General features: G+C 74.0%; 12 protein-coding genes. 6 read left to right on the top strand and 6 right to left on the bottom strand.

Features of this window, described 5'->3' with window-relative positions; translation table 11 throughout:
- Positions 1-2 precede the first annotated feature (2 nt).
- From ABZ862_RS21860 to acsA, 4 genes are read right to left on the bottom strand one after another with little or no spacing between them, the layout of a single operon-like run.
- Positions 3-1,466, bottom strand: a complete 1,464-nt coding sequence (locus ABZ862_RS21860) for a dihydrolipoamide acetyltransferase family protein (RefSeq protein WP_360960487.1) — start codon at positions 1,464-1,466, stop codon at positions 3-5.
- 1 nt (position 1,467) lies between these two features.
- Positions 1,468-2,592: an alpha-ketoacid dehydrogenase subunit beta gene (locus ABZ862_RS21855; protein WP_360960485.1), complete on the bottom strand. Its 1,125-nt coding sequence runs from the start codon at positions 2,590-2,592 to the stop codon at positions 1,468-1,470.
- Positions 2,593-2,594: 2 nt separating this feature from the next.
- Positions 2,595-3,635, bottom strand: a complete 1,041-nt coding sequence (gene pdhA, locus ABZ862_RS21850; RefSeq protein WP_360960483.1) for a pyruvate dehydrogenase (acetyl-transferring) E1 component subunit alpha — start codon at positions 3,633-3,635, stop codon at positions 2,595-2,597.
- Entirely contained in the window at positions 3,632-5,539 is a 1,908-nt protein-coding gene (gene acsA, locus ABZ862_RS21845; protein WP_360960482.1) for an acetate--CoA ligase, read from the bottom strand. Before acsA ends, pdhA begins: the two co-directional genes overlap by 4 nt.
- Positions 5,540-5,775: 236 nt before the next feature.
- Here acsA and ABZ862_RS21840 point away from each other — a divergent pair, with 236 nt between their 5' ends.
- On the top strand, positions 5,776-7,101 hold the full coding sequence (locus tag ABZ862_RS21840; RefSeq protein ID WP_360960480.1) for a nicotinate phosphoribosyltransferase: 1,326 nt from the start codon (positions 5,776-5,778) through the stop codon (positions 7,099-7,101).
- Positions 7,098-7,433, top strand: coding sequence for a DUF1876 domain-containing protein (locus tag ABZ862_RS21835; RefSeq protein ID WP_360960478.1), 336 nt, complete (start codon positions 7,098-7,100; stop codon positions 7,431-7,433). The genes ABZ862_RS21840 and ABZ862_RS21835 overlap by 4 nt, the downstream gene beginning before the upstream one ends.
- A gap of 33 nt (positions 7,434-7,466) precedes the next feature.
- Here the strand turns inward: ABZ862_RS21835 and ABZ862_RS21830 are convergent, their stop codons facing one another.
- The gene (locus ABZ862_RS21830) at positions 7,467-8,741 is read right to left on the bottom strand and encodes an MFS transporter (protein WP_360960476.1); all 1,275 of its coding nucleotides are present in this window, start codon (positions 8,739-8,741) and stop codon (positions 7,467-7,469) included.
- Between the two features lie 213 nt (positions 8,742-8,954).
- Here ABZ862_RS21830 and ABZ862_RS21825 point away from each other — a divergent pair, with 213 nt between their 5' ends.
- From ABZ862_RS21825 to ABZ862_RS21810, 4 genes are all read left to right on the top strand, one after another.
- Positions 8,955-9,623: a metalloregulator ArsR/SmtB family transcription factor gene (locus ABZ862_RS21825; RefSeq protein ID WP_360960474.1), complete on the top strand. Its 669-nt coding sequence runs from the start codon at positions 8,955-8,957 to the stop codon at positions 9,621-9,623.
- A gap of 302 nt (positions 9,624-9,925) precedes the next feature.
- Positions 9,926-10,864 (top strand): hypothetical protein, encoded by a 939-nt coding sequence (locus tag ABZ862_RS21820; protein WP_360960472.1) that lies wholly within the window; start codon positions 9,926-9,928, stop codon positions 10,862-10,864.
- The gene (locus ABZ862_RS21815) at positions 10,864-13,029 is read left to right on the top strand and encodes a bifunctional serine/threonine-protein kinase/ABC transporter substrate-binding protein (protein WP_360960470.1); all 2,166 of its coding nucleotides are present in this window, start codon (positions 10,864-10,866) and stop codon (positions 13,027-13,029) included. Before ABZ862_RS21820 ends, ABZ862_RS21815 begins: the two co-directional genes overlap by 1 nt.
- A 51-nt stretch (positions 13,030-13,080) precedes the next feature.
- A complete protein-coding gene (locus ABZ862_RS21810) occupies positions 13,081-15,375 on the top strand; it encodes a bifunctional serine/threonine-protein kinase/ABC transporter substrate-binding protein (RefSeq protein ID WP_360960468.1) in 2,295 nt (764 codons plus the stop codon).
- A gap of 30 nt (positions 15,376-15,405) precedes the next feature.
- On the opposite strand, the gene ABZ862_RS21805 is transcribed toward ABZ862_RS21810, so the two are convergent.
- Positions 15,406-17,796 carry an excinuclease ABC subunit UvrA gene (locus ABZ862_RS21805; RefSeq protein WP_360960466.1) on the bottom strand — a complete coding sequence of 797 codons (2,391 nt, stop codon included), beginning with the start codon at positions 17,794-17,796 and terminating at the stop codon, positions 15,406-15,408.
- Positions 17,797-17,826: the final 30 nt, after the last annotated feature.

Below are 17,826 nucleotides of genomic sequence, written 5' to 3'. Positions count from 1 at the left end.
GTTCACAGCTCCTCCGGTCTCTGCAGCAGCCGGTCGACGGCCGTGAGGTAGCGGGCCCCCACGGCGCCGTCGCTGGCCCGGTGGTCGGCGGACAGGGTGGCGGTGACCACGGGGCGCACCCCGAGCAGGCCGCCCGTGGCCCAGGGCCGCTCCACGACCGCGCCGAAGCCGACCAGCGCCACCTGCGGCGGATAGATCACCCCGAACACGGATTCCACGCCCTGCTCGCCCAGACTGGTGACGGTGAGCGTCGCGCCGGACACCTCACTGCCGCGCAGCCGCCCCAGCCGGGCCCGCTGGACGAGGTCCTTGAGCGCCGCCATCAGCTCCTCGGGCGGGCGCGTGTCGGCGTCGCGGATCACCGGCGCGAGCAGCCCGCCGCCGCGCAGCGACACGGCGACCCCGAGGTGCACCCCGGCACCGGGCGCGAACTCCCCGTCCTGCCAGAAGCCGTTGAGCTGCGGGACCGTGTGCGCGGCGAGGGCTGCGGACTTCAGCAGCAGCGCCGCGGGCACCAGCCGGTCGGAGGGCGGCCGCCCGCGGTTGCGCCGGTGCAGCCACTCCTGGGCGGCCGCCAGATCGATCGTCGTGGCCAGGTAGTAGTGCGGGATCTCCTTCTTGGAACGGCTCATCAGCTCCCCGACGGCCCGCCGCATCGCGCTGCCGCGCTCCTCGGCGGAGGCGGCGCCCCGTGCGGGCGCGGGCCCGGGAGCGGTGGGGGAGGGCCGCTCCGGCTCCGGACGGGACGGCTGCTCCGGCTCGGCGCGGGCGGGTGCGCGTGCGGCCGCGTGGACGTCCGCCGCGCGTACGGCCCCGCCGTCCGCGGTGCCGTGCAGCGGGGCCAGGTCCACACCGAGCGCGTACCCGACCCGCCGGGCGTACGGCGTGGCCCGCACCCGGGGCGGGGCCCCGGACGGGGCGTGCTCCACATCGGCGCGGGTGATCCTGCCGCCTCGTCCGGTGCCGTGCACGGCACCGAGATCGACCCCGCGCACCTCGGCCAGATGCCGCACCAGCGGCCCGGCACCGGCAGGGATCCGGCGGACCGGGGCCGCCGGGGTCAGGGCCGGGGCGGGCGGGGGCGGCGGGGGAGCGGAGACGGGCGGCGGGGGGAGAACCGGGGCGGCGGCCGGGCCCGCGGCCGGGTGCGGTACGGGTGCCACCGAGGGGGCGGGGGGCGTCGGCGGGGCGGTGGCGGGCCGGGGTTCCGCCCCGTTCCCGTCGGCAGGCGCTCCGGCGGTGATCATCGCGAGCGGGGTGCCCACCGGCACCCGGGTGCCCGGTTCGACGAGGAGCCGGTCCACCGTTCCCGAGTCGAAGCACTCCACCTCGATGGCCGCCTTGTCGGTCTCGACCACCGCCACCACGTCGCCCCTGGCCACCCGGTCGCCCGGACCGACGAGCCACTCCAGCAGCAGCCCCTGCTCCATGTCGGCGCCCAGGGAGGGCATCGTGAACTCGGCCATGTCACACCGCCGCCTTCCCCTCCCCCTCGGACACGGGACCCGCCCCGAGGGTGTACGGAGCCGGTCCGACGGCCCGCCGCGCCGCCGCGACGATGCCGCCCACCTGCGGCAGCGCGGCCTGCTCCAGCCGCCGCGCGTACGGCATGGGCACCTCGGCGCTGCACACCCGCTCGACGGGCGCGTCGAGGTCGTAGAAGCACCGCTCGGTGAGGCGGGCGGAGATCTCCGCGGAGAGGCTGCCGCTGCGCCAGCCCTCGTCCACGACGACGGCACGGTGCGTGCGCCCGACCGACGCGGTGAGCGTCGCGTCGTCCAGGGGACGCAGGGTGCGCAGGTCGACGACCTCCGCGCTGACGCCGGCGGCCGCGAGGTCGTCCGCGGCGGCCAGCGTCTTGGGCAGGGAACCGCCGTAGGTGATCAGGGTGACGTCCGTGCCGGGGCGGCGGACCGCCGCGTGGTCGAGATCGACGGGACCGGCGTCGTCGGGGAGGTCGCCGGAGGCGTTGTAGAGCCCGGCGTGCTCGAAGACCAGCACCGGGTCGGGGTCGGCGAGCGCGGGGGCGAGCATGTGGCGGGCGTCGGTGATCGTCGCCGGGGCCAGCACCCGCAGACCGGGGATGTGCGCGTACCAGCCCTCGAGGCTGTGCGAGTGCTGCGCGGCGAGCTGGCGTCCGGCGCCGGTGGTCATCCGGATCACGACCGGGACCGGCAGCTGGCCGCCCGACATGTGCAGCAGCGTCGCGGCGTTGTTGAGGATCTGGTCGAGGGCCAGCAGGCTGAAGTTGACCGTCATGATCTCGACGATCGGCCGCATGCCCGCGAGCGCCGCGCCGATCCCGGCGCCGACGAACGCCGACTCCGACAGCGGGGCGTCCCGTATCCGCTCGGGCCCGAACTCCTCCAGCAGGCCCAGGCTGACGCCGAAGCAGCCGCCGTACCTGCCGACGTCCTCACCCATGAGGAACACCCGCTCGTCGGCGCGCAGGGCCTCGCGCAAGGCCTCGCGCAGGGCCTCCCGGTAGGTGGTCTTCCGCCCGGTGGCTCCCGCGGTGCCCGCGGCGGAGGCCGGGGCGGCCCGTGCCGACGGCCTGGACGACACGGACGACGTGGACGATGTGGACGACATGGTCAACTCGCCTCCTCCACCGGGCTGGTGACGAACCGCAGCAGATCCCCGACGGGCTCCTCGGGGGCCTGTTCGGCGCTCTCCACCGCCGCCTCGATCTCGGTGTGCACACGCTCCTCCAGCGCGGCCAGCGCCTCGCCGGTCAGCTCCCCGTGCCCGCGCAGCCGCGCGGTCAGCCGTTCGATGGGGTCGCGCTCCTTCCACCGCTCGATCTCGGCCTTGTCGCGGTAGCGGTCCGGGTCGTACATCGAGTGGGCGCGGAAGCGGTAGGTGCGCAGCTCCAGGAAGTGCGGCCCGGTCCCGGCCCGCACCCCCTCGGCCGCGCGCCGCGCCGCGTCCTCGACGGCGAGGACGTCCATGCCGTCGACGGCCCACGACACCATGCCGTACGACGCCGCGCGCATCGCCAGATCGGTCTGCGCCTCGTGGCGCTCCAGCGCGGTGCCCATGGCGTACCGGTTGTTCTCGCAGACCAGCAGCAGCGGCAGACGCCACAGCGCGGCGAGGTTGGCCGTCTCGTGGAACTCGCCCTCGGCGAACGCGCCGTCGCCGAAGAAGCAGCAGGTGACGCGGTCGCGGCCGGTCATCCGGTCGGCGAGCGCGAGCCCCGCCGCGAGCGGCAGCCCGCCGCCGACGATGGCGTTGCCGCCGTAGAAACGGCGCCGCGCGTCGAACAGGTGCATGGAGCCGCCGCGGCCCCGGCTGCAGCCGGTGACCTTGCCGAACATCTCCGCCATGATCGCGTCGGCGGGAACGCCGCGGGCCAGCGCGTGACCGTGCTCGCGGTACGTCGACACGACCGCGTCCTGCTCGGTGAGCGCCTCGTTCACCCCGACGGCCACGGCCTCCTCGCCGATGTAGAGGTGCATGAAGCCGCGGATGCGGGCCGCGCTGTACAGCTCGACGCAGCGCTCCTCGAAGCGGCGGATGAGCAGCATGGAGGCCAGCAGCGCGAGTTCGTGCGCCGCCGTCGGCCGCTTCGCCGGGGCCTTGGCCCTGCCGGTCCGCCCCTTGGCCTTGCGCGGGGTGTCGGTGGTGCTCATGGGGACGCCTCCGTTCCGTCCGGGGCGGGCCGCGCCGCGGCAGGGCCCTGCGGGGCGGCGCCGTCCGGGACCGTGCCGTCCGGGATCGTGCCGTCGGGAATCGCGCTCTCCGGGACCGGGCCCTCCAGGGTCGAGATGTCGCCCTCGGGCAGGCCCAGCTCACGGGCCCGCAGCAGCCGGCGCATCACCTTGCCGCTGCGGGTGTGGGGCAGATGCTGGTCGAAGGCGATCTCGCGGGGCGCGACGGCCGGACCGAGCCGCCGCCGGGCGAAGGCCACCAGCTCGAACCGGGTGTCCTCGCTCGCCTCGAAACCCGGCCGCAGGCTGACGAACGCCTTCACGACGTTCCCGGCGACCGGGTCGGGCCGTCCGATCACCCCCGCCTCGGCGACCGCCGGATGCTCCATCAGCGCGCTCTCCACCTCGAACGGCCCGATGAGGTGCCCGGCCGACTTGATGACGTCGTCGGCGCGCCCGACGAACCAGTACCAGCCGTCGGCGTCGCGCCGGACGAGGTCACCGGTGAGGTACCAGCCGCCCGCGAACGCCGCCGCGGTGCGCTCCGGCTCGTTCAGATAGACGCGGAACATCGACGGCCAGCCCGGCCGCAGCGCCAGTTCGCCCTCCCCGCCGGGCTCCGTCAGCTCGGTGACCCGGCCGTCGGTCACCGCCGCGCGGCCGTCCTCGCCGCGCCGCAGCACCGTGGCCTCCACCCCGGGCAGCGGGCGCCCCATCGAACCCGGGCGGATCTCGCAGCCCGCGAAGTTCGCGATCATGATGGCGCCGGTCTCGGTCTGCCACCAGTTGTCGTGCACCGGAAGCCCCAGCACGTCCCGCCCCCACAGCACCGCCTCCGGGTTGAGCGGCTCGCCGACCGACGCGACGAAACGCAGGGCGGAGAGGTCGTAGGAGGCGGGCAGGTCGTACGGTCCGGTGCGCGGCGTCGTCCGCATCAGCATCCGCAGGGCGGTCGGGGCGGTGTACCAGACGGTGACCCGCTGCTCGGCGAGGATGCGGTACCAGCGGCGGGCGTCGTAGTCGCCCTCGTCGACCACGACCGTCACCCCGTGCATCAGCGGCGCGACGATCCCGTACGACATGCCGGTGACCCAGCCGGGGTCGGCGGTGCACCAGTACACGTCGTCCGGGTGCAGATCGAGGGCGTACTCCGCGGTCGCGTAGTGGGCGACGGCCGCCTCGTGGACGTGCACGGCGCCCTTCGGGGTGCCCGTGGTGCCGCTGGTGAAGTGCAGCAGCGCCATGTCGTCCGGGGACGTCGGCGGAACGGTGAACTCGTCCGACGCGGCGGCCATCAGCGTCTCGTACGACAACGTGTCCGGCAGTTCCTCCGTCCCGCCGCCGATGATCAGCACATGCCGCAGCGCCGGCAGTCCGGCCCGTTGCGCGGCGACCTTCCTGCGGTACAGCTCGGCCGTGGTGACCAGCACCCGCGCCTCACCCAGCCGCATCCGCCGTGCCACCGGATCGGGCCCGAACGCGGAGAACAGCGGGCACAGGACGGCGGCGTTCTTGAGGGTGCCGAGGACCACGGTGTACAGCTCGGGGCACCGCCCCAGCAGCGTCACCACCCGCTCGCCCCGGCCGGTGCCGAGGGTGCGCAGCACATTCGCGAACCGGGCCGTGGAACGGGCCAGTCCGGCGTACGTCACCGACGTCACCGAGTCGTCGCGCGCCACGCACCGCAGCGCGACCGCCGCGCCCCGGCCGTGCGCCACATGCCGGTCGACGGCCTCGTGGGCGATGTTGAGACCGCGTTCCCCGGGCAGCCCGTCCAGCCGGTCGCGGACGGCGGACCACGAGAAGCCGGCACACGTCTTGTCGTAGTCGTCCAGGTGGGGCGGGACGCGCGGAGTGCTGTCCTTGCGGATCGTCTCCCAGGACATGGCGACCCCCTTCCCGGTGGGCCTGTTTTGACCATCCGCCCGTACGGCGGCCCGCGACAGGGCCGAACGTCCTGTCTCCCGGTCCGGGTGACCGGGGTCCGTCCGGTCCCCGGTGGCGCCCGCCGGGCGGTGCGGGACGTTCGGCCCCGTGACCTGCGGGGACGACAGGGCGGACGATGAGAGGGGACACGACCGGTCTCGGCCGGACGGGGCCCGCGGGCGAGGAGGTGACCCCGATGTCCGAGGTGACCACCACGGACCTCTACGAGGTCACGATGGTGATGTCGTACCTGCGCGAGTCGATGACCCGCCCCGCGGCCTTCGACCTGTTCGTCCGCGCCCTGCCGCCCGACCGGGGCTTCCTGGTGGCCGCGGGCGTGGAGTCCTCGCTCGACCACCTGTCCTCCTTCCGCGTCACCCCGCAGGACGTGGCCGACTTCGCCGCCGCGCTGCACCGTCCCGAGCGCGCGCTGGAACCCCTTCTCGGCCTGGAGTTCACCGGCACGGTACGGGCGGTGCCCGAGGGCCGGCTCGTGTCGGCCGGTGAACCGCTGCTCGAGGTCACGGCGCCGCTGCCGCAGGCACAGCTCGTCGAGACGTATCTGCTCAACCAGGTCAGCCACCAGACGGCGATCGCCTCGAAGGCCGCCCGCTGCGTCCTCGCCGCCCGCGGGCACCCGGTCGTCGACTTCTCGCTGCGCCGCACCCACGGCCCCGGGGCCGGACACCAGGCTGCCCGCCTCGGCGCGCTCGCCGGCTTCGCGGGCACCAGCAACGTGGCCGCCGCCGTCGCCGAGGCGATCCCCGCCGTCGGCACGATGGCCCACTCGTACGTGGAGGCGTTCGGCAGCGAGGAGGACGCGTTCCGCGCCTTCGCCCGCTGCCACCCGGGCCCGGTGACCCTCCTCGTCGACACCTACGACACGGAGAGCGGCGTACGCGCCGCCGCCCGCGTGCTGCGCGACCTGGACCGGGGCCCCGGCTCGGCGGTACGGCTCGACAGCGGCGACCTCGGCGCCCTCGCCCTGCGTGCCCGCGCCCTCCTCGACGCGGCCGGGCTGCCGGACGTCCGCATCGTCGCCAGCGGCGGCCTCGACGAGTACGCCGTGCACGACCTGGTCGCCTCCCGGGCCCCGGTCGACGTGTACGCCGTCGGCACCCGCGTCGGCGTGTCGGCCGACGCGCCGTTCCTCGACTCGGCCTACAAACTGGTCGAGTACGACGGTGCGCCCATGATGAAACTGTCCACGGCGAAGGTGACGGCCCCCGGCCGCAAGCAGGTGTACCGCCGCCCGGGCCGCCCGGACGTGATCGCCCTCGCGGACGAGCCCGCGCCCGACGGCGCCGTGCCGCTGCTGGAGACCCTGATGCGCGACGGCCGCCGCACCGGGCCCCGCGCCACGCTGCCCGAGTGCGTCCGGCGGTGCGCCGACGACCTGGCCGCCCTGCCGGCGGACGCGCGGCGCGTCCGCGGGCCGGTACCGCTCCGTGCGGAGAGCTCCCCGGGCCTGACGGCACTGACGGAGCGGACCCGCAGGGAACTGGAGGAGAGGAGACCATGATGCACCGCACCCCGGACACCCCCTACGCCACCCACACCACCCACGCCAAGGAGTGGCGGCTCCACCTCTACCTCGCCGAGGACGAGGACGAGGGCACGACGAAGGCGCGGGTGGTCCTGGACACCAAAACCGGCTCCGTGACCGGCACGGGCACCGCCCGCCGCAACCCCGCCGACAGCGACGTCCCGGAGATCGGCGACGAGCTGGCGGCAGGCCGCGCCCTGCACGACCTGGCCCGCCGGCTGCTCGCCACCGCGGAGGACGGCATCGAGGACCACGGCGCGACGGAGGGCGCGGGCGTCACCTGGCCGGAGGTGGGCTGGCCCATGTGACGCGGACACGGGCGGGAACGGGGCGGGGGCCGGTCAGGCCTCCGCCACCGGCCGCGGGTGGGTTTCGTACATGCGTACGGCAACCACCAGGCCCGACGCCGCCGTGAGGGCCGCGACCGCCCAGACGGCCGTGGTGAGGCCGTACGCATCGGCCAGTACGCCCGCCAGCAGGGCGCCCTCGGCGAAGCCGCCGTCGCGCCACAGGCGGTAGACGCCGACCGCGCGGGCCCGCCACGCGGGATGGGCCACGTCACCGATGACGGCGAGCAGGGTCGGGTACACCAGGGCGGTGCCGAGGCCCAGCAGGACCTGGGCGAGCGCCCAGACGCCGAAGGTGCCGCCCGTGGCGACCACGGCGATGGCCAGGGCCTGCAGCAGCATCCCGGCGGTGATGAGGTGCTTGCGGCCGATCCGGTCCGACCACCAGCCGGTGAACAGCTGGCCGAAGCCCCACACGGCCGGGTAGAGGGCTCCGAGGAGACCGATGCGGGCGACGGACAGGCCGTGGGAGGCGAAGAGCAGCGGGAAGACGCCCCAGGCCAGGGCGTCGTTGAGATTGTTGGCCATACCGGCCTGGCTGGCGGCCGACAGCGCCTTGTCGCGGGCGCTGGTGATCCAGGCGATCCGGCCGGTGGTGAGGTCCTTGTGGTGGTCCGGGCGGGCGGCGGACACCTGGGCGGCCGCTTCGAGACGGGCGTGGTCCCGGGTCTCGCGGACGACGAGGGAGGACAGGCCCAGGCCGAGGGCGGCGTAGGCGATGCCCAGGAAGAACGGTTCGGGGCGCAGTCCGGCGTGCGCGGCGATGGTCCCGGTGGCCACGGCGGTGGCGGCGAGGGCGACGTAGCCCGCCGCCTCGTTGATCCCCATCGCCAGTCCCCGGCGGGCCGGACCGACCAGGTCGATCTTCATGATGACGGTGGTCGACCAGGTCAGGCCCTGGTTGACGCCGAGAAGCACATTGGCGGCGACGACCCAGCCCCAGGCGGGTGCCCAGATCAGCAACAGCGGCACCGGCAGCGCGAACAGCCAGCCCGCGACCAGCACCGGCTTGCGGCCGTAGCGGTCGGAGAGGGTGCCGGCGAAGAAATTGGTGACCGCCTTGGTGGCGCCGAACGCGACGATGTACGTCAGGGCCGCCGTGTACGCGGAGAGGTGGAAGACCCGGCCCGCGAGCAGCGGCAGCACGACGCGCTCCTGGCCGAGCATGCCGCCCACCAGGGCGTTGACGGCGACGAGCAGGCCGAACTGGGCCAGATTGGCGCGCAGCCCGAGCCGCAGGCCGTGAGCGGGGGCGGTCTCGGTGGTCACGCGGTCTCCTTCGGTGCGGCCCGGTCCCCGGAGGGTGCGGCGGGTCCGGCGGGTGCGGGGCGCGGCGGGTCCAGGGGGTCCGGGGGTGCGGATCGCTTCAGCACCCCCCCGGTCTCTACAATATTCCATGGATTTATGGAATAAGATACGCGGGTGACACCCGGGCCGGGCCGCCGCCGGCCGCGGGACGGACCGCGCACCGGGAGGCAGCCCATGGGAGACATCACGCGCAAGGCGGCGCTGTACGACGCCTTCGCCCGTACCGGCAAGGCCCTGAGCAGCGGAAAGCGACTGGAACTGCTCGACCTGCTGGCCCAGGGCGAACGCCCGGTCGACGCCCTCGCCCGTGCCGCCGGGCTGAACCTGACGACCGCCTCGGCCCATCTGCAGACCCTGAGACAGGCCGGCCTGGTCACCACCCGCCGCGAGGGCGTACGCATCCACTACCGGCTGGCCGGTGACGACGTCGCCGCCCTCTACGCCCTGCTGCGCCAGGTCGCCCAGGCCCACCAGGAGGCCGTGGAGCCCGCCCGGGCCGCCTATCTCGGCCCCGCCGACGCCGAGGAGGTGGGCCGCGAAGACCTCCTCGCCCGCGCCGCCTCCGGCGAGGTCGTCGTCCTCGACGTACGCCCGGCCGAGGAGTACGCCGCCGGGCACATTCCCGGCGCGCTCTCCGTCCCGCTCGCCGAACTCGCCGGGCGTGTCGCCGAACTGCCCGCCGACACCGAGGTGGTGGCCTACTGCCGGGGTGCCTACTGTGTCCTCGCCCACGACGCCGTCCGGCTGCTGCACGCCCGCGGCCGGCGCGCGGTGCGGCTGGCCGAAGGGATGCTGGAGTGGAAGCTGGCCGGGCTGCCGGTCGTGCGGGAGGGGGCCGCGTGATCCCCGTGCGCCTCGGCCTGGCCGGAACGTATCGCGGTGACGTGATCATGCTCACGTGAATCGCGGCCGCCGGCCGGTCGGTCGGACGGAAACGGCATCCTGGGGTTTCGAACTGGCCTTTCAATACGGCAGGTTGGTGTGACCGACGGTACGATCGGGGCGCTCCTGTGCGTCGCCGGTGAGTTCGGTGTGCATCTCGGCGTGGGAACCATTCGGTGCGCCGGGCGCATCGCTAGAGGCATGAGGCGGTCGTGCGGCCCGGACCCGGCGGGGTGCAGGGGGTCGAGGGGGAGGACACTGTTGTGACACATGCGAGAACACTGCGGATGAGCGGCGTGCTCGCGGTGTGCGGGACCCTGCTCGTGGGATGCACGGATGGTTCGGACGGCAGGCACGGCGGCAGGACTCCGGCCACCGGGTCCACGGCATCCGCCGCGAGCGGGAGCGCCTCCTCCGCCGGATCCTCGCCCGGCGCCACGGCGGGCGCCGGGAGCGGTCCGGCGAAAACGCCGAGGACCGCCGCGCAGGCCGAGGCGCTGATCGCCAGGGTCATCGCGGGCCCCGACCTGTTCGGTGCCGGGGTGCGCAGGGGGACCCCGTACGAGCGTGATCGCTCACGGCTGGCGGTGCTGGGGGAGGACTGCCTGTGGCGGCTCGATCCGCTGCCCGAAGACGTACTGGCCACCCGCACCCGCCGCTTTGAGGTGCCCGCGTCTGCCGGCAGGGGCCGGGTACGGCTGACGGCGACGGTCACGGTGCACCGCAGCGCACTCGCCGCGGCCTGGGGGCAGGCCGAGATGCTCCAGGAGGCGCTCGTCTGCGATGAGCAGACCCAGAGACAGGGAGAGCGCCTCACCGGGCTCGTCTCCCTGGCCCTCGCCTACGGCGAGGGCAACAACGTCGACTCCGACGACTCGCTGCTGGAGACCGGCAAGTGCGTCAGCGACACCGACGGAGGCCCCTATCCCTACTGGTGGCAGCAGATGCTGCTGGGTCCCGTGGTGACCAGCACCTCGGTGTGCGGGGGCCGGGGCTGGACCGAGGCGGAACTGACCGCTCTCTTCGACCATGTGCTGCCCACGATGCTGGTGCGGGTACAGAACGAGGTCGGGCCGCCGGGCGCCCTCGGCGGCAAGGCAGCGGAGACGTCGCCCGGCCCGTCCGGTACCGAGACCGTCGCACCGGGTGTGAAGGACGCGACGGGCACCCCCGTCCCGCCTGCCACGAAGGACGGTGCGTGATGGAACGGCTGCTTCCCGCCGATCCCTCCCGGCTCGGCGGCCACCGGCTCCTCGGACGTCTCGGTGCGGGTGGCATGGGCGTGGTCTATCTGGCCCGGACAGCGGCCGGGGAACTCGCCGCGGTGAAGGTGATCCAACCGGAGTTCGCCGGGCAGGAGGAGTTCCGTGCCCGCTTCCGCCGAGAGGCTGCCTCCGCGCGGGGTGTGGACAGCCCGTGGGTGGTGCGGGTCCTGGACGCCGATACGGAGGCCCCGGCACCCTGGCTGGCCACCGCGTTCGTCCCCGGCCCCTCCCTTGCCGAGGCCGTCATGGAATGCGGGCCTCTGCCGCCACGGGTGGTGCGGGTCCTGGGCAAGGTTCTCGCCCGGGCCCTGGAGGCCGTGCACGGGAACGGACTCGTGCACCGGGACGTCAAACCGGGCAACGTCCTTCTCGCCCTGGACGGCCCCCGGCTGATCGACTTCGGCATCGCCCGGCCCACCGCCGCCGACGAGACCGAGCTCACCTCGGACAGCGTGGTCGTGGGTACCCCCGGATTCCTCTCTCCGGAACAGGCGCGGGCACTGCCCGTCGGCCCGGCGAGCGACGTGTTCTCACTGGGCTGCGTCTTGGCCTACGCGGCCACCGGACACCCGCCGTTCGGCACCGGCGCCGCCGATGCACTGCTCTATCGCACTGTTCACGACACGCCCGACCTCGCCGGTGTCGCCGACGGTGAACTCCGTGACCTGCTGGAACACTGCCTCGCCAAGGATCCCGAGGACAGACCCGCCCTCACCGCGATCGACGCAGGGCTGGTGGAGGACACCCCCGCCGGGTCCATCGACTGGCTCCCCGACACGGTGGTCCGCATGGTCGCCGACCGCTCGGCGCGGCTGCTCGCCCTGCCCGGCATCGAACCGACCGAGGCGTCCGGCAGTCCAGACGGCACCCCCGCCGACGACACGGGTTCCGGGCGGCCGGGCCGCCGCCGGGTGCTCGCTCTGGCCGGGGGCGGCGCGGCCCTGCTCGCTGCCGGCGGCGGCGCCCTGTGGACGGTGCTGCGCGACGACGGCGACGGAGGAGCGGCGGGGACGACCACAGCCCGCACCAGAGTCCTCGGCGTCCAGGCAGACCTCAGCGGCCCCTACAAGGACTCCGGTACGACACAGGCGAGGGCGGTGCGGCTCGCGGTCGACCGGTTCAACGCGCGTGGGGACAAGCCGTTCTCTCTCGTCCTGCGGGTGAAGGACGACCGCGGAGACCTCGCCCGGGCCCGTTCCGCCGCCCGGCAGCTGGTCGCCGACCGCGACGTGCTCGCCGTACTCGGTCCCACCGGATACACCTCGGCCCTCGGCGCCCTGGAGGTCTACGAGAACGCGGGGATGCCGGTGCTGACCGTGTCCGAACTCTCCGACTCCGCCACGCACGCGACCCTGCTGGCCGAGCCCAAGCGGTACTTCAGGGCCGCGCCGCTCGCCGCGTACACCGCCTTCGGTACTGTGACGTCCCTGAAGGCACAGGGCAGCCGCCACCCGGGGCTGCTGGTCGACCGCGCGGGCGGGACCATCGGCATGGAGCTCGTCACCGTCACCCACAGTGCTGCCCGCGGCCGTTTCGCGGCCCTGTACTCCCGTGTCGTACCCAGCCTGGCTCCCGATGTGACCGTTGTCGTACCCGACATGCTCGACCATGGCGTCGACGGGTTCTACTACTGCGGCACCCCCGAGCGCGCCGCGTCGCTCGCCCGTGCGCTGGCCGCACGGGACTTCACGGGCCCCCGGTTCGTCGACGCCCTGTCCGCCACTTCCGCGTTCCTCTCCGCCGCGGGCACCGCCGCCGAAGGCTGGCAGGTCCTGACCTCCTATCTCGACCCGGCCGACAAGGGCCTGCACTCCTTCAGCACCGCCTACCGCAAGCGCTACGGCGTCGCCCCGGGAACCTGGGCGGCCGAGGCCTACGACGTCGCCGGGCTGGTCGCCGACCGGCTGACCGCGCTCGCAGGACAGGGCGGCCGGCCCAGCCGCGCCCAGGTCACCGAGGCCCTCGCCCGTGCGAAGTACCGGGGCCTGGCCGGCGTGTACGTCTTCGATGAGAACAAGCAGCTCGTGACCCGGCTGGTCCAGCTCTACCGGGTCGAGAAGGGGCGCTTCGTCCACGTCGGCCCGGTCGACCTGGCCGGCTGACCGGCAGAGGACAAGGCCGGCAGGGACGGGAAAGGGAACGGGAGCGGCGGGATGCGGGCACTGCGGGCCGAGGACCCCGAGAGCCTGGGTGGGCACCGGCTGGTCGCCCGTCTCGGCGCGGGCGGCATGGGCACGGTCTATCTGGCCCGTACGGCCGAGGGGACGCCGGTCGCCCTGAAGGTGATCCGCGCCGGGTACGCCGCCGATCCCGCCTTCCGTGCCCGGTTCCGCCGCGAGGTACGCCTCGCGACCGGGCTGACCGGCCGCTGGGTGGTTGCGGTGACCGCCGCTGACACGGAGGCGCGTGAGCCCTGGCTGGCCACGGCGTTCGTGCCCGGTCCCTCGCTGGCCGAGGCGGTGGACGCGCTCGGGCCCCTGCCCGTCTCCACGGTCGTCGGGCTCGGTGCCCGGCTGGCCGAGGCGCTGGCGGAACTCCACGCCGTGGAGCTGGTGCACAGGGACGTCAAACCCGCGAACATCCTGCTCGTTCCCGACGGGCCCCGCCTGATCGATTTCGGCATCGCGAAGGACGCCGCCGTGACCGCGCTCACCGCGCACGACGCGGTGGTCGGTACCCCCGGCTATCTCTCCCCGGAGCAGGCCCGCACCCACGGCGGCGTGGTGGGGCCGGCGAGCGACATGTTCTCGCTGGGCTGCGTCCTCGTCCACGCCGCCACCGGACGCCGCCCGTTCGGCACCGGCGAACCGGCCGCCGTGCTGTACCGCACCGTGCACGAACCGCCCGACCTCACCGGCCTCGGCCGACTGCCGCCGGCGCTGCGCGAGCTGATCGTGGCCTGCCTCGCCAAGGATCCCGTCCTGCGCCCCACGGCGACCGCACTCCACCGTGCGCTCACCACCAGCACCGCCCCGTCCCCCGCGGACGAAGGCCGTCCGGGGGATCCGCGCCGGGTGCCCGGTGCTGCGGACTCCGCGGTCGAGGACCGTCCCGAGGATTCCGGCCCCGACGACCACCTCACGGATCCGCGCCGCGAGGTCCGTCTCCCGCCGCCGGCTGAGGGCGACTGGCTGCCACCCGCCGTGCTCCGTCTCGTCGCCGAACGCTCCGCCCGCGCTCTCGATCCGCCGCCCCGCACCGGGCGGCCCGCCGTGGACGACGCGCGTGGACCGTCGCGTCGCCGTGTCCTCGCCGTCGGCGGCTCGACGGCCGCCGTGCTGGCCGTCTCCGGCGGCGCGGCCACCGTCCTGCTCACCCGCCGCAACGCCACGACGGGCAGCGGGCAACGTGCCGTGCCGACCCGCACCATAGCCCTGCACGCGGACCTGACGGGTGCCCAGAAGGCGGTGGGGAAGGCACAGGAGCGCGGCGCGCGGCTCGCCGTCGCCGCCCACAACGCCCGCGCCGACGCCGCCTTCCACCTCGCACTGACCGTCCACGACGACCGGGGCGACGCCACCCGTGCCCGCGACACGGCTCGCGGGCTGCTGGCGCGGCCGTCCGTCCTGGCGGTCATCGGCCCCACCACGGCCACCGCCGCCGCGGCCGCCGTACCCCTCTACTGCGCCGCCGCCATGCCCGTGGTGCTGGTGTCGGTCGACAACGACGCGGCGGGGCTGTCCCTCGTCCGGCTGCGCTCGCTGTGCGTGACACGGACGTCTGACGACTCGCGGTGCCTGCCTCTGCTCTCGTACCTGACCGTGAACCACCCCAGCACCCGTACCGCGGTGGTCGAGGACGGGGCGGCGGGCGGGACGGCCCGCAGCGTCGCCCAGGAGCTGAGCAGCGTGCCGCCCCACCAGGGCACCGTCACCGTCCACCGGACGGCCGCGGACACCGACGACTTCGGCCCGGCCGTCGCCCGGGCCCTGGCGACCCGGCCGCAGGCCGTCGTCTACGCCGGCACCTCGCCGGAGCGCGCGGCCGCCTGCGCCCGCGCGCTGGCCGCGGCACGCTTCACCGGGGCGAAGGCCACCATCGACTCCGTGATGGACCCGGCCTTCCTCACCGCGGCCGGAAAGGCTGCCGAGGACTGGGTGTTCGGCGCGCCCTTCACCCAGCCGCAGTCGGCGAGGACCAAGGCCGCCAAGGCGTTCACCTCGGCTCATCGGGCGCGCTACGACACCGCCCCCGGCCGCTGGTCCGCCGAGGCGTACGACGCCGTCGGCCTGATCGCCCGCGCCGCCACCGCCCTCGCCCCGGCCACCGTCATCGAGCACGGACAGGTCACCGAACGCCTCTTCCGGACCACGTACGACGGGGTGGCCAAGTCCATCTCCTTCTCGAGGGACGGCACCCACCTGATGGACCCGCAGCGGACGAGCTTCCTCTACCGTGTCGAGAAGGGCGTCTTCCGCTTCCTGGGCCGCTACGACCAGGTGCGCTGAGCCGGGCCGCCCCGCGTCCCCGTGACGGCGTCACCCACCGACGTAAGCCGCCAGATGCTCGCCCGTCAGCGTCGGGCGTCCGGTGACCAGGTCGGCCGGCGTCCCCTCGAAGACCACCCGCCCGCCGTCGTGGCCCGCACCCGGACCCAGGTCGATGATCCAGTCGGCGTGCGCCATGACCGCCTGGTGATGCTCGACCACGATCACCGACTTGCCCGAGTCGACCAGCCGGTCCAGCAGCCCGAGCAACTGCTCGACGTCCGCGAGGTGCAGACCGGCCGTCGGCTCGTCGAGGACGTACACACCGCCCTTCTCCGCCATGTGCGTGGCCAGCTTGAGCCGCTGCTGCTCACCCCCCGACAGGGTGGTGAGGGGCTGCCCGAGGCTGAGGTAACCGAGCCCGACGTCGGCGAGACGCCCCAGGATCCGGTGCGCCGCCGGTACGTGCGTCTCACCGGCGCCGAAGAACCCGAGCGCCTCGCTCACCGGCATCGCCAGCACCTCGCTGATGTCCCGCCCGCCGAACCGGTGCTCCAGCACCGACGCGTCGAACCGGCGGCCCTCGCACACCTCGCAGACGGTGGCGACCCCCGCCATCATCGCCAGGTCGGTGTAGATCACCCCGGCACCGTTGCAGTGGGGGCAGGCGCCCTCGGAGTTCGCGCTGAACAGGGCCGGCTTCACACCGTTGGCCTTGGCGAACGCCTTGCGGATCGGTTCCAGCAGCCCCGTGTACGTCGCCGGGTTGCTGCGCCGTGAGCCGCGGATCGCGCCCTGGTCCACCGACACCACCCCCGCCCCGGCCGGGATCGACCCGTGGACGAGGGAGCTCTTGCCGGACCCGGCGACCCCGGTGACGACGGTGAGCACCCCGAGCGGTACGTCCACGTCGACGTTCCGCAGGTTGTTGGCCGTCGCCCCGCGGATCTCCAGGGTCCCGGTGGGCTCGCGCACCGACTCCTTGAGCCTCGCCCGGTCGTCGAAGTGCCGCCCGGTGACGGTGCCGCTGGTCCGCAGCCCCTCCACCGTGCCCTCGAAGCACACCGTCCCGCCCGCGGTGCCCGCGCCGGGACCCAGGTCCACGACATGGTCGGCGATCGTGATCGTCTCCGGCTTGTGCTCCACGACGAGCACTGTGTTCCCCTTGTCCCGCAGCCGCAGCAGCAGGCCGTTCATCCGCTGGATGTCGTGCGGGTGCAGACCGATGGTCGGTTCGTCGAAGACGTACGTCGTGTCGGTGAGCGAGGAACCGAGATGCCGGATCATCCTGGTGCGCTGCGCCTCACCGCCGGACAGCGTGCCCGCGGGCCGGTTCAGCGACAGATAGCCGAGCCCGATCTCCGTGAAGGAGTCCAGGGTCCCGCCCAGCGCCGTCAGCAGCGGCCCGGCCGACGGCTCGTCGAGCCCGCGCACCCACGCGGCGAGGTCGCTGATCTGCATCGCGCAGACGTCGGCGATGCTGACCCCCGCGATCTTCGACGACCGGGCCGCCTCACTGAGCCGGGTCCCGCCGCACTCCGGGCAGACCGTGAACGTCATCGCCCGCTCCACGAACGCCCGGACGTGCGGCTGGAGCGTGTCGACGTCCTTGGAGAGCATCGACTTGCGGATCTTCGGGATCAGCCCCTCGTAGGTCAGATTGACGCCGTCGACCTTGATCTTGACGGGTTCCCTGTGCAGCAGGTCGTGCAGTTCCCTCCGGGTGAACCTGCTGATCGGCTTGCCCGGGTCGAAGAAGCCGCAGCCCCGGTAGATACGGCCGTACCAGCCGTCCATGCTGTAGCCGGGGATGACGAGCGCGCCCTCGTCGAGCGACTTGTCCGCGTCGTAGAGCTGCGTCAGGTCGATGTCGGTGACCGTGCCCCGGCCCTCGCAGCGCGGGCACATGCCGCCGGTGACGCTGAAGCTGCGCCGCTCCCGCACGGTCCGCCCGGCCCGCTCGACGGTGACCGCTCCCGCCCCGCTGATCGAGGCGACGTTGAAGGAGAACGCCTTGGGCGAGCCGATGTACGGCCTGCCGAGCCGGCTGAACAGGATGCGCAGCATCGCGTCGGCGTCGGTGGCGGTGCCGACGGTGGAGCGCGGGTCGGTGCCCATGCGCCGCTGGTCGACGATGATCGCGGTCGTCAGCCCGTCGAGCACGTCGACGTCGGGCCGGGCCGACGTGGGCATGAAACCCTGGACGAACGCGCTGTACGTCTCGTTGATCAGCCGCTGCGACTCCGCCGCGACGGTGTCGAACACCAGCGAGCTCTTGCCCGAGCCCGACACCCCGGTGAACACCGTCAGCCGGCGCTTGGGGATCTCGATGCTGACGTCCTTGAGATTGTTCTCGCGCGCTCCGTGCACCCGGATCAGATCGTGGCTGTCGGCGACATGGGGGGCGGCGGACGGGCTGCCCGCCCGCGTGGCCTGGGTCATCGTCTCTCCAGAGGCTCGGAGTACGCCCGG

Origin of the sequence: Streptomyces sp. NPDC047000 (assembly GCF_040644295.1) — a bacterium.
Taxonomy (GTDB): Bacteria; Actinomycetota; Actinomycetes; order Streptomycetales; family Streptomycetaceae; genus Streptomyces.
The sequence above is the reverse complement of the archived record's forward strand: the minus strand, read 5'-3'. Positions and strand labels throughout refer to the sequence as shown.

Bases quoted from the DNA above. Each gene is read 5' to 3' on its own strand.
- ABZ862_RS21855 (WP_360960485.1), bottom strand. From the start codon at position 2,592: ATGTCGTCCACATCGTCCACGTCGTCCGTGTCGTCCAGGCCGTCGGCA.
- ABZ862_RS21805 (WP_360960466.1), bottom strand. From the start codon at position 17,796: ATGACCCAGGCCACGCGGGCGGGCAGCCCGTCCGCCGCCCCCCATGTC.
- ABZ862_RS21825 (WP_360960474.1), top strand. From the start codon at position 8,955: ATGGGAGACATCACGCGCAAGGCGGCGCTGTACGACGCCTTCGCCCGT.
- pdhA (WP_360960483.1), bottom strand. From the start codon at position 3,635: ATGAGCACCACCGACACCCCGCGCAAGGCCAAGGGGCGGACCGGCAGG.
- ABZ862_RS21835 (WP_360960478.1), top strand. From the start codon at position 7,098: ATGATGCACCGCACCCCGGACACCCCCTACGCCACCCACACCACCCAC.
- acsA (WP_360960482.1), bottom strand. From the start codon at position 5,539: ATGTCCTGGGAGACGATCCGCAAGGACAGCACTCCGCGCGTCCCGCCC.
- ABZ862_RS21840 (WP_360960480.1), top strand. From the start codon at position 5,776: ATGTCCGAGGTGACCACCACGGACCTCTACGAGGTCACGATGGTGATG.
- ABZ862_RS21810 (WP_360960468.1), top strand. From the start codon at position 13,081: ATGCGGGCACTGCGGGCCGAGGACCCCGAGAGCCTGGGTGGGCACCGG.
- ABZ862_RS21860 (WP_360960487.1), bottom strand. From the start codon at position 1,466: ATGGCCGAGTTCACGATGCCCTCCCTGGGCGCCGACATGGAGCAGGGG.
- ABZ862_RS21815 (WP_360960470.1), top strand. From the start codon at position 10,864: ATGGAACGGCTGCTTCCCGCCGATCCCTCCCGGCTCGGCGGCCACCGG.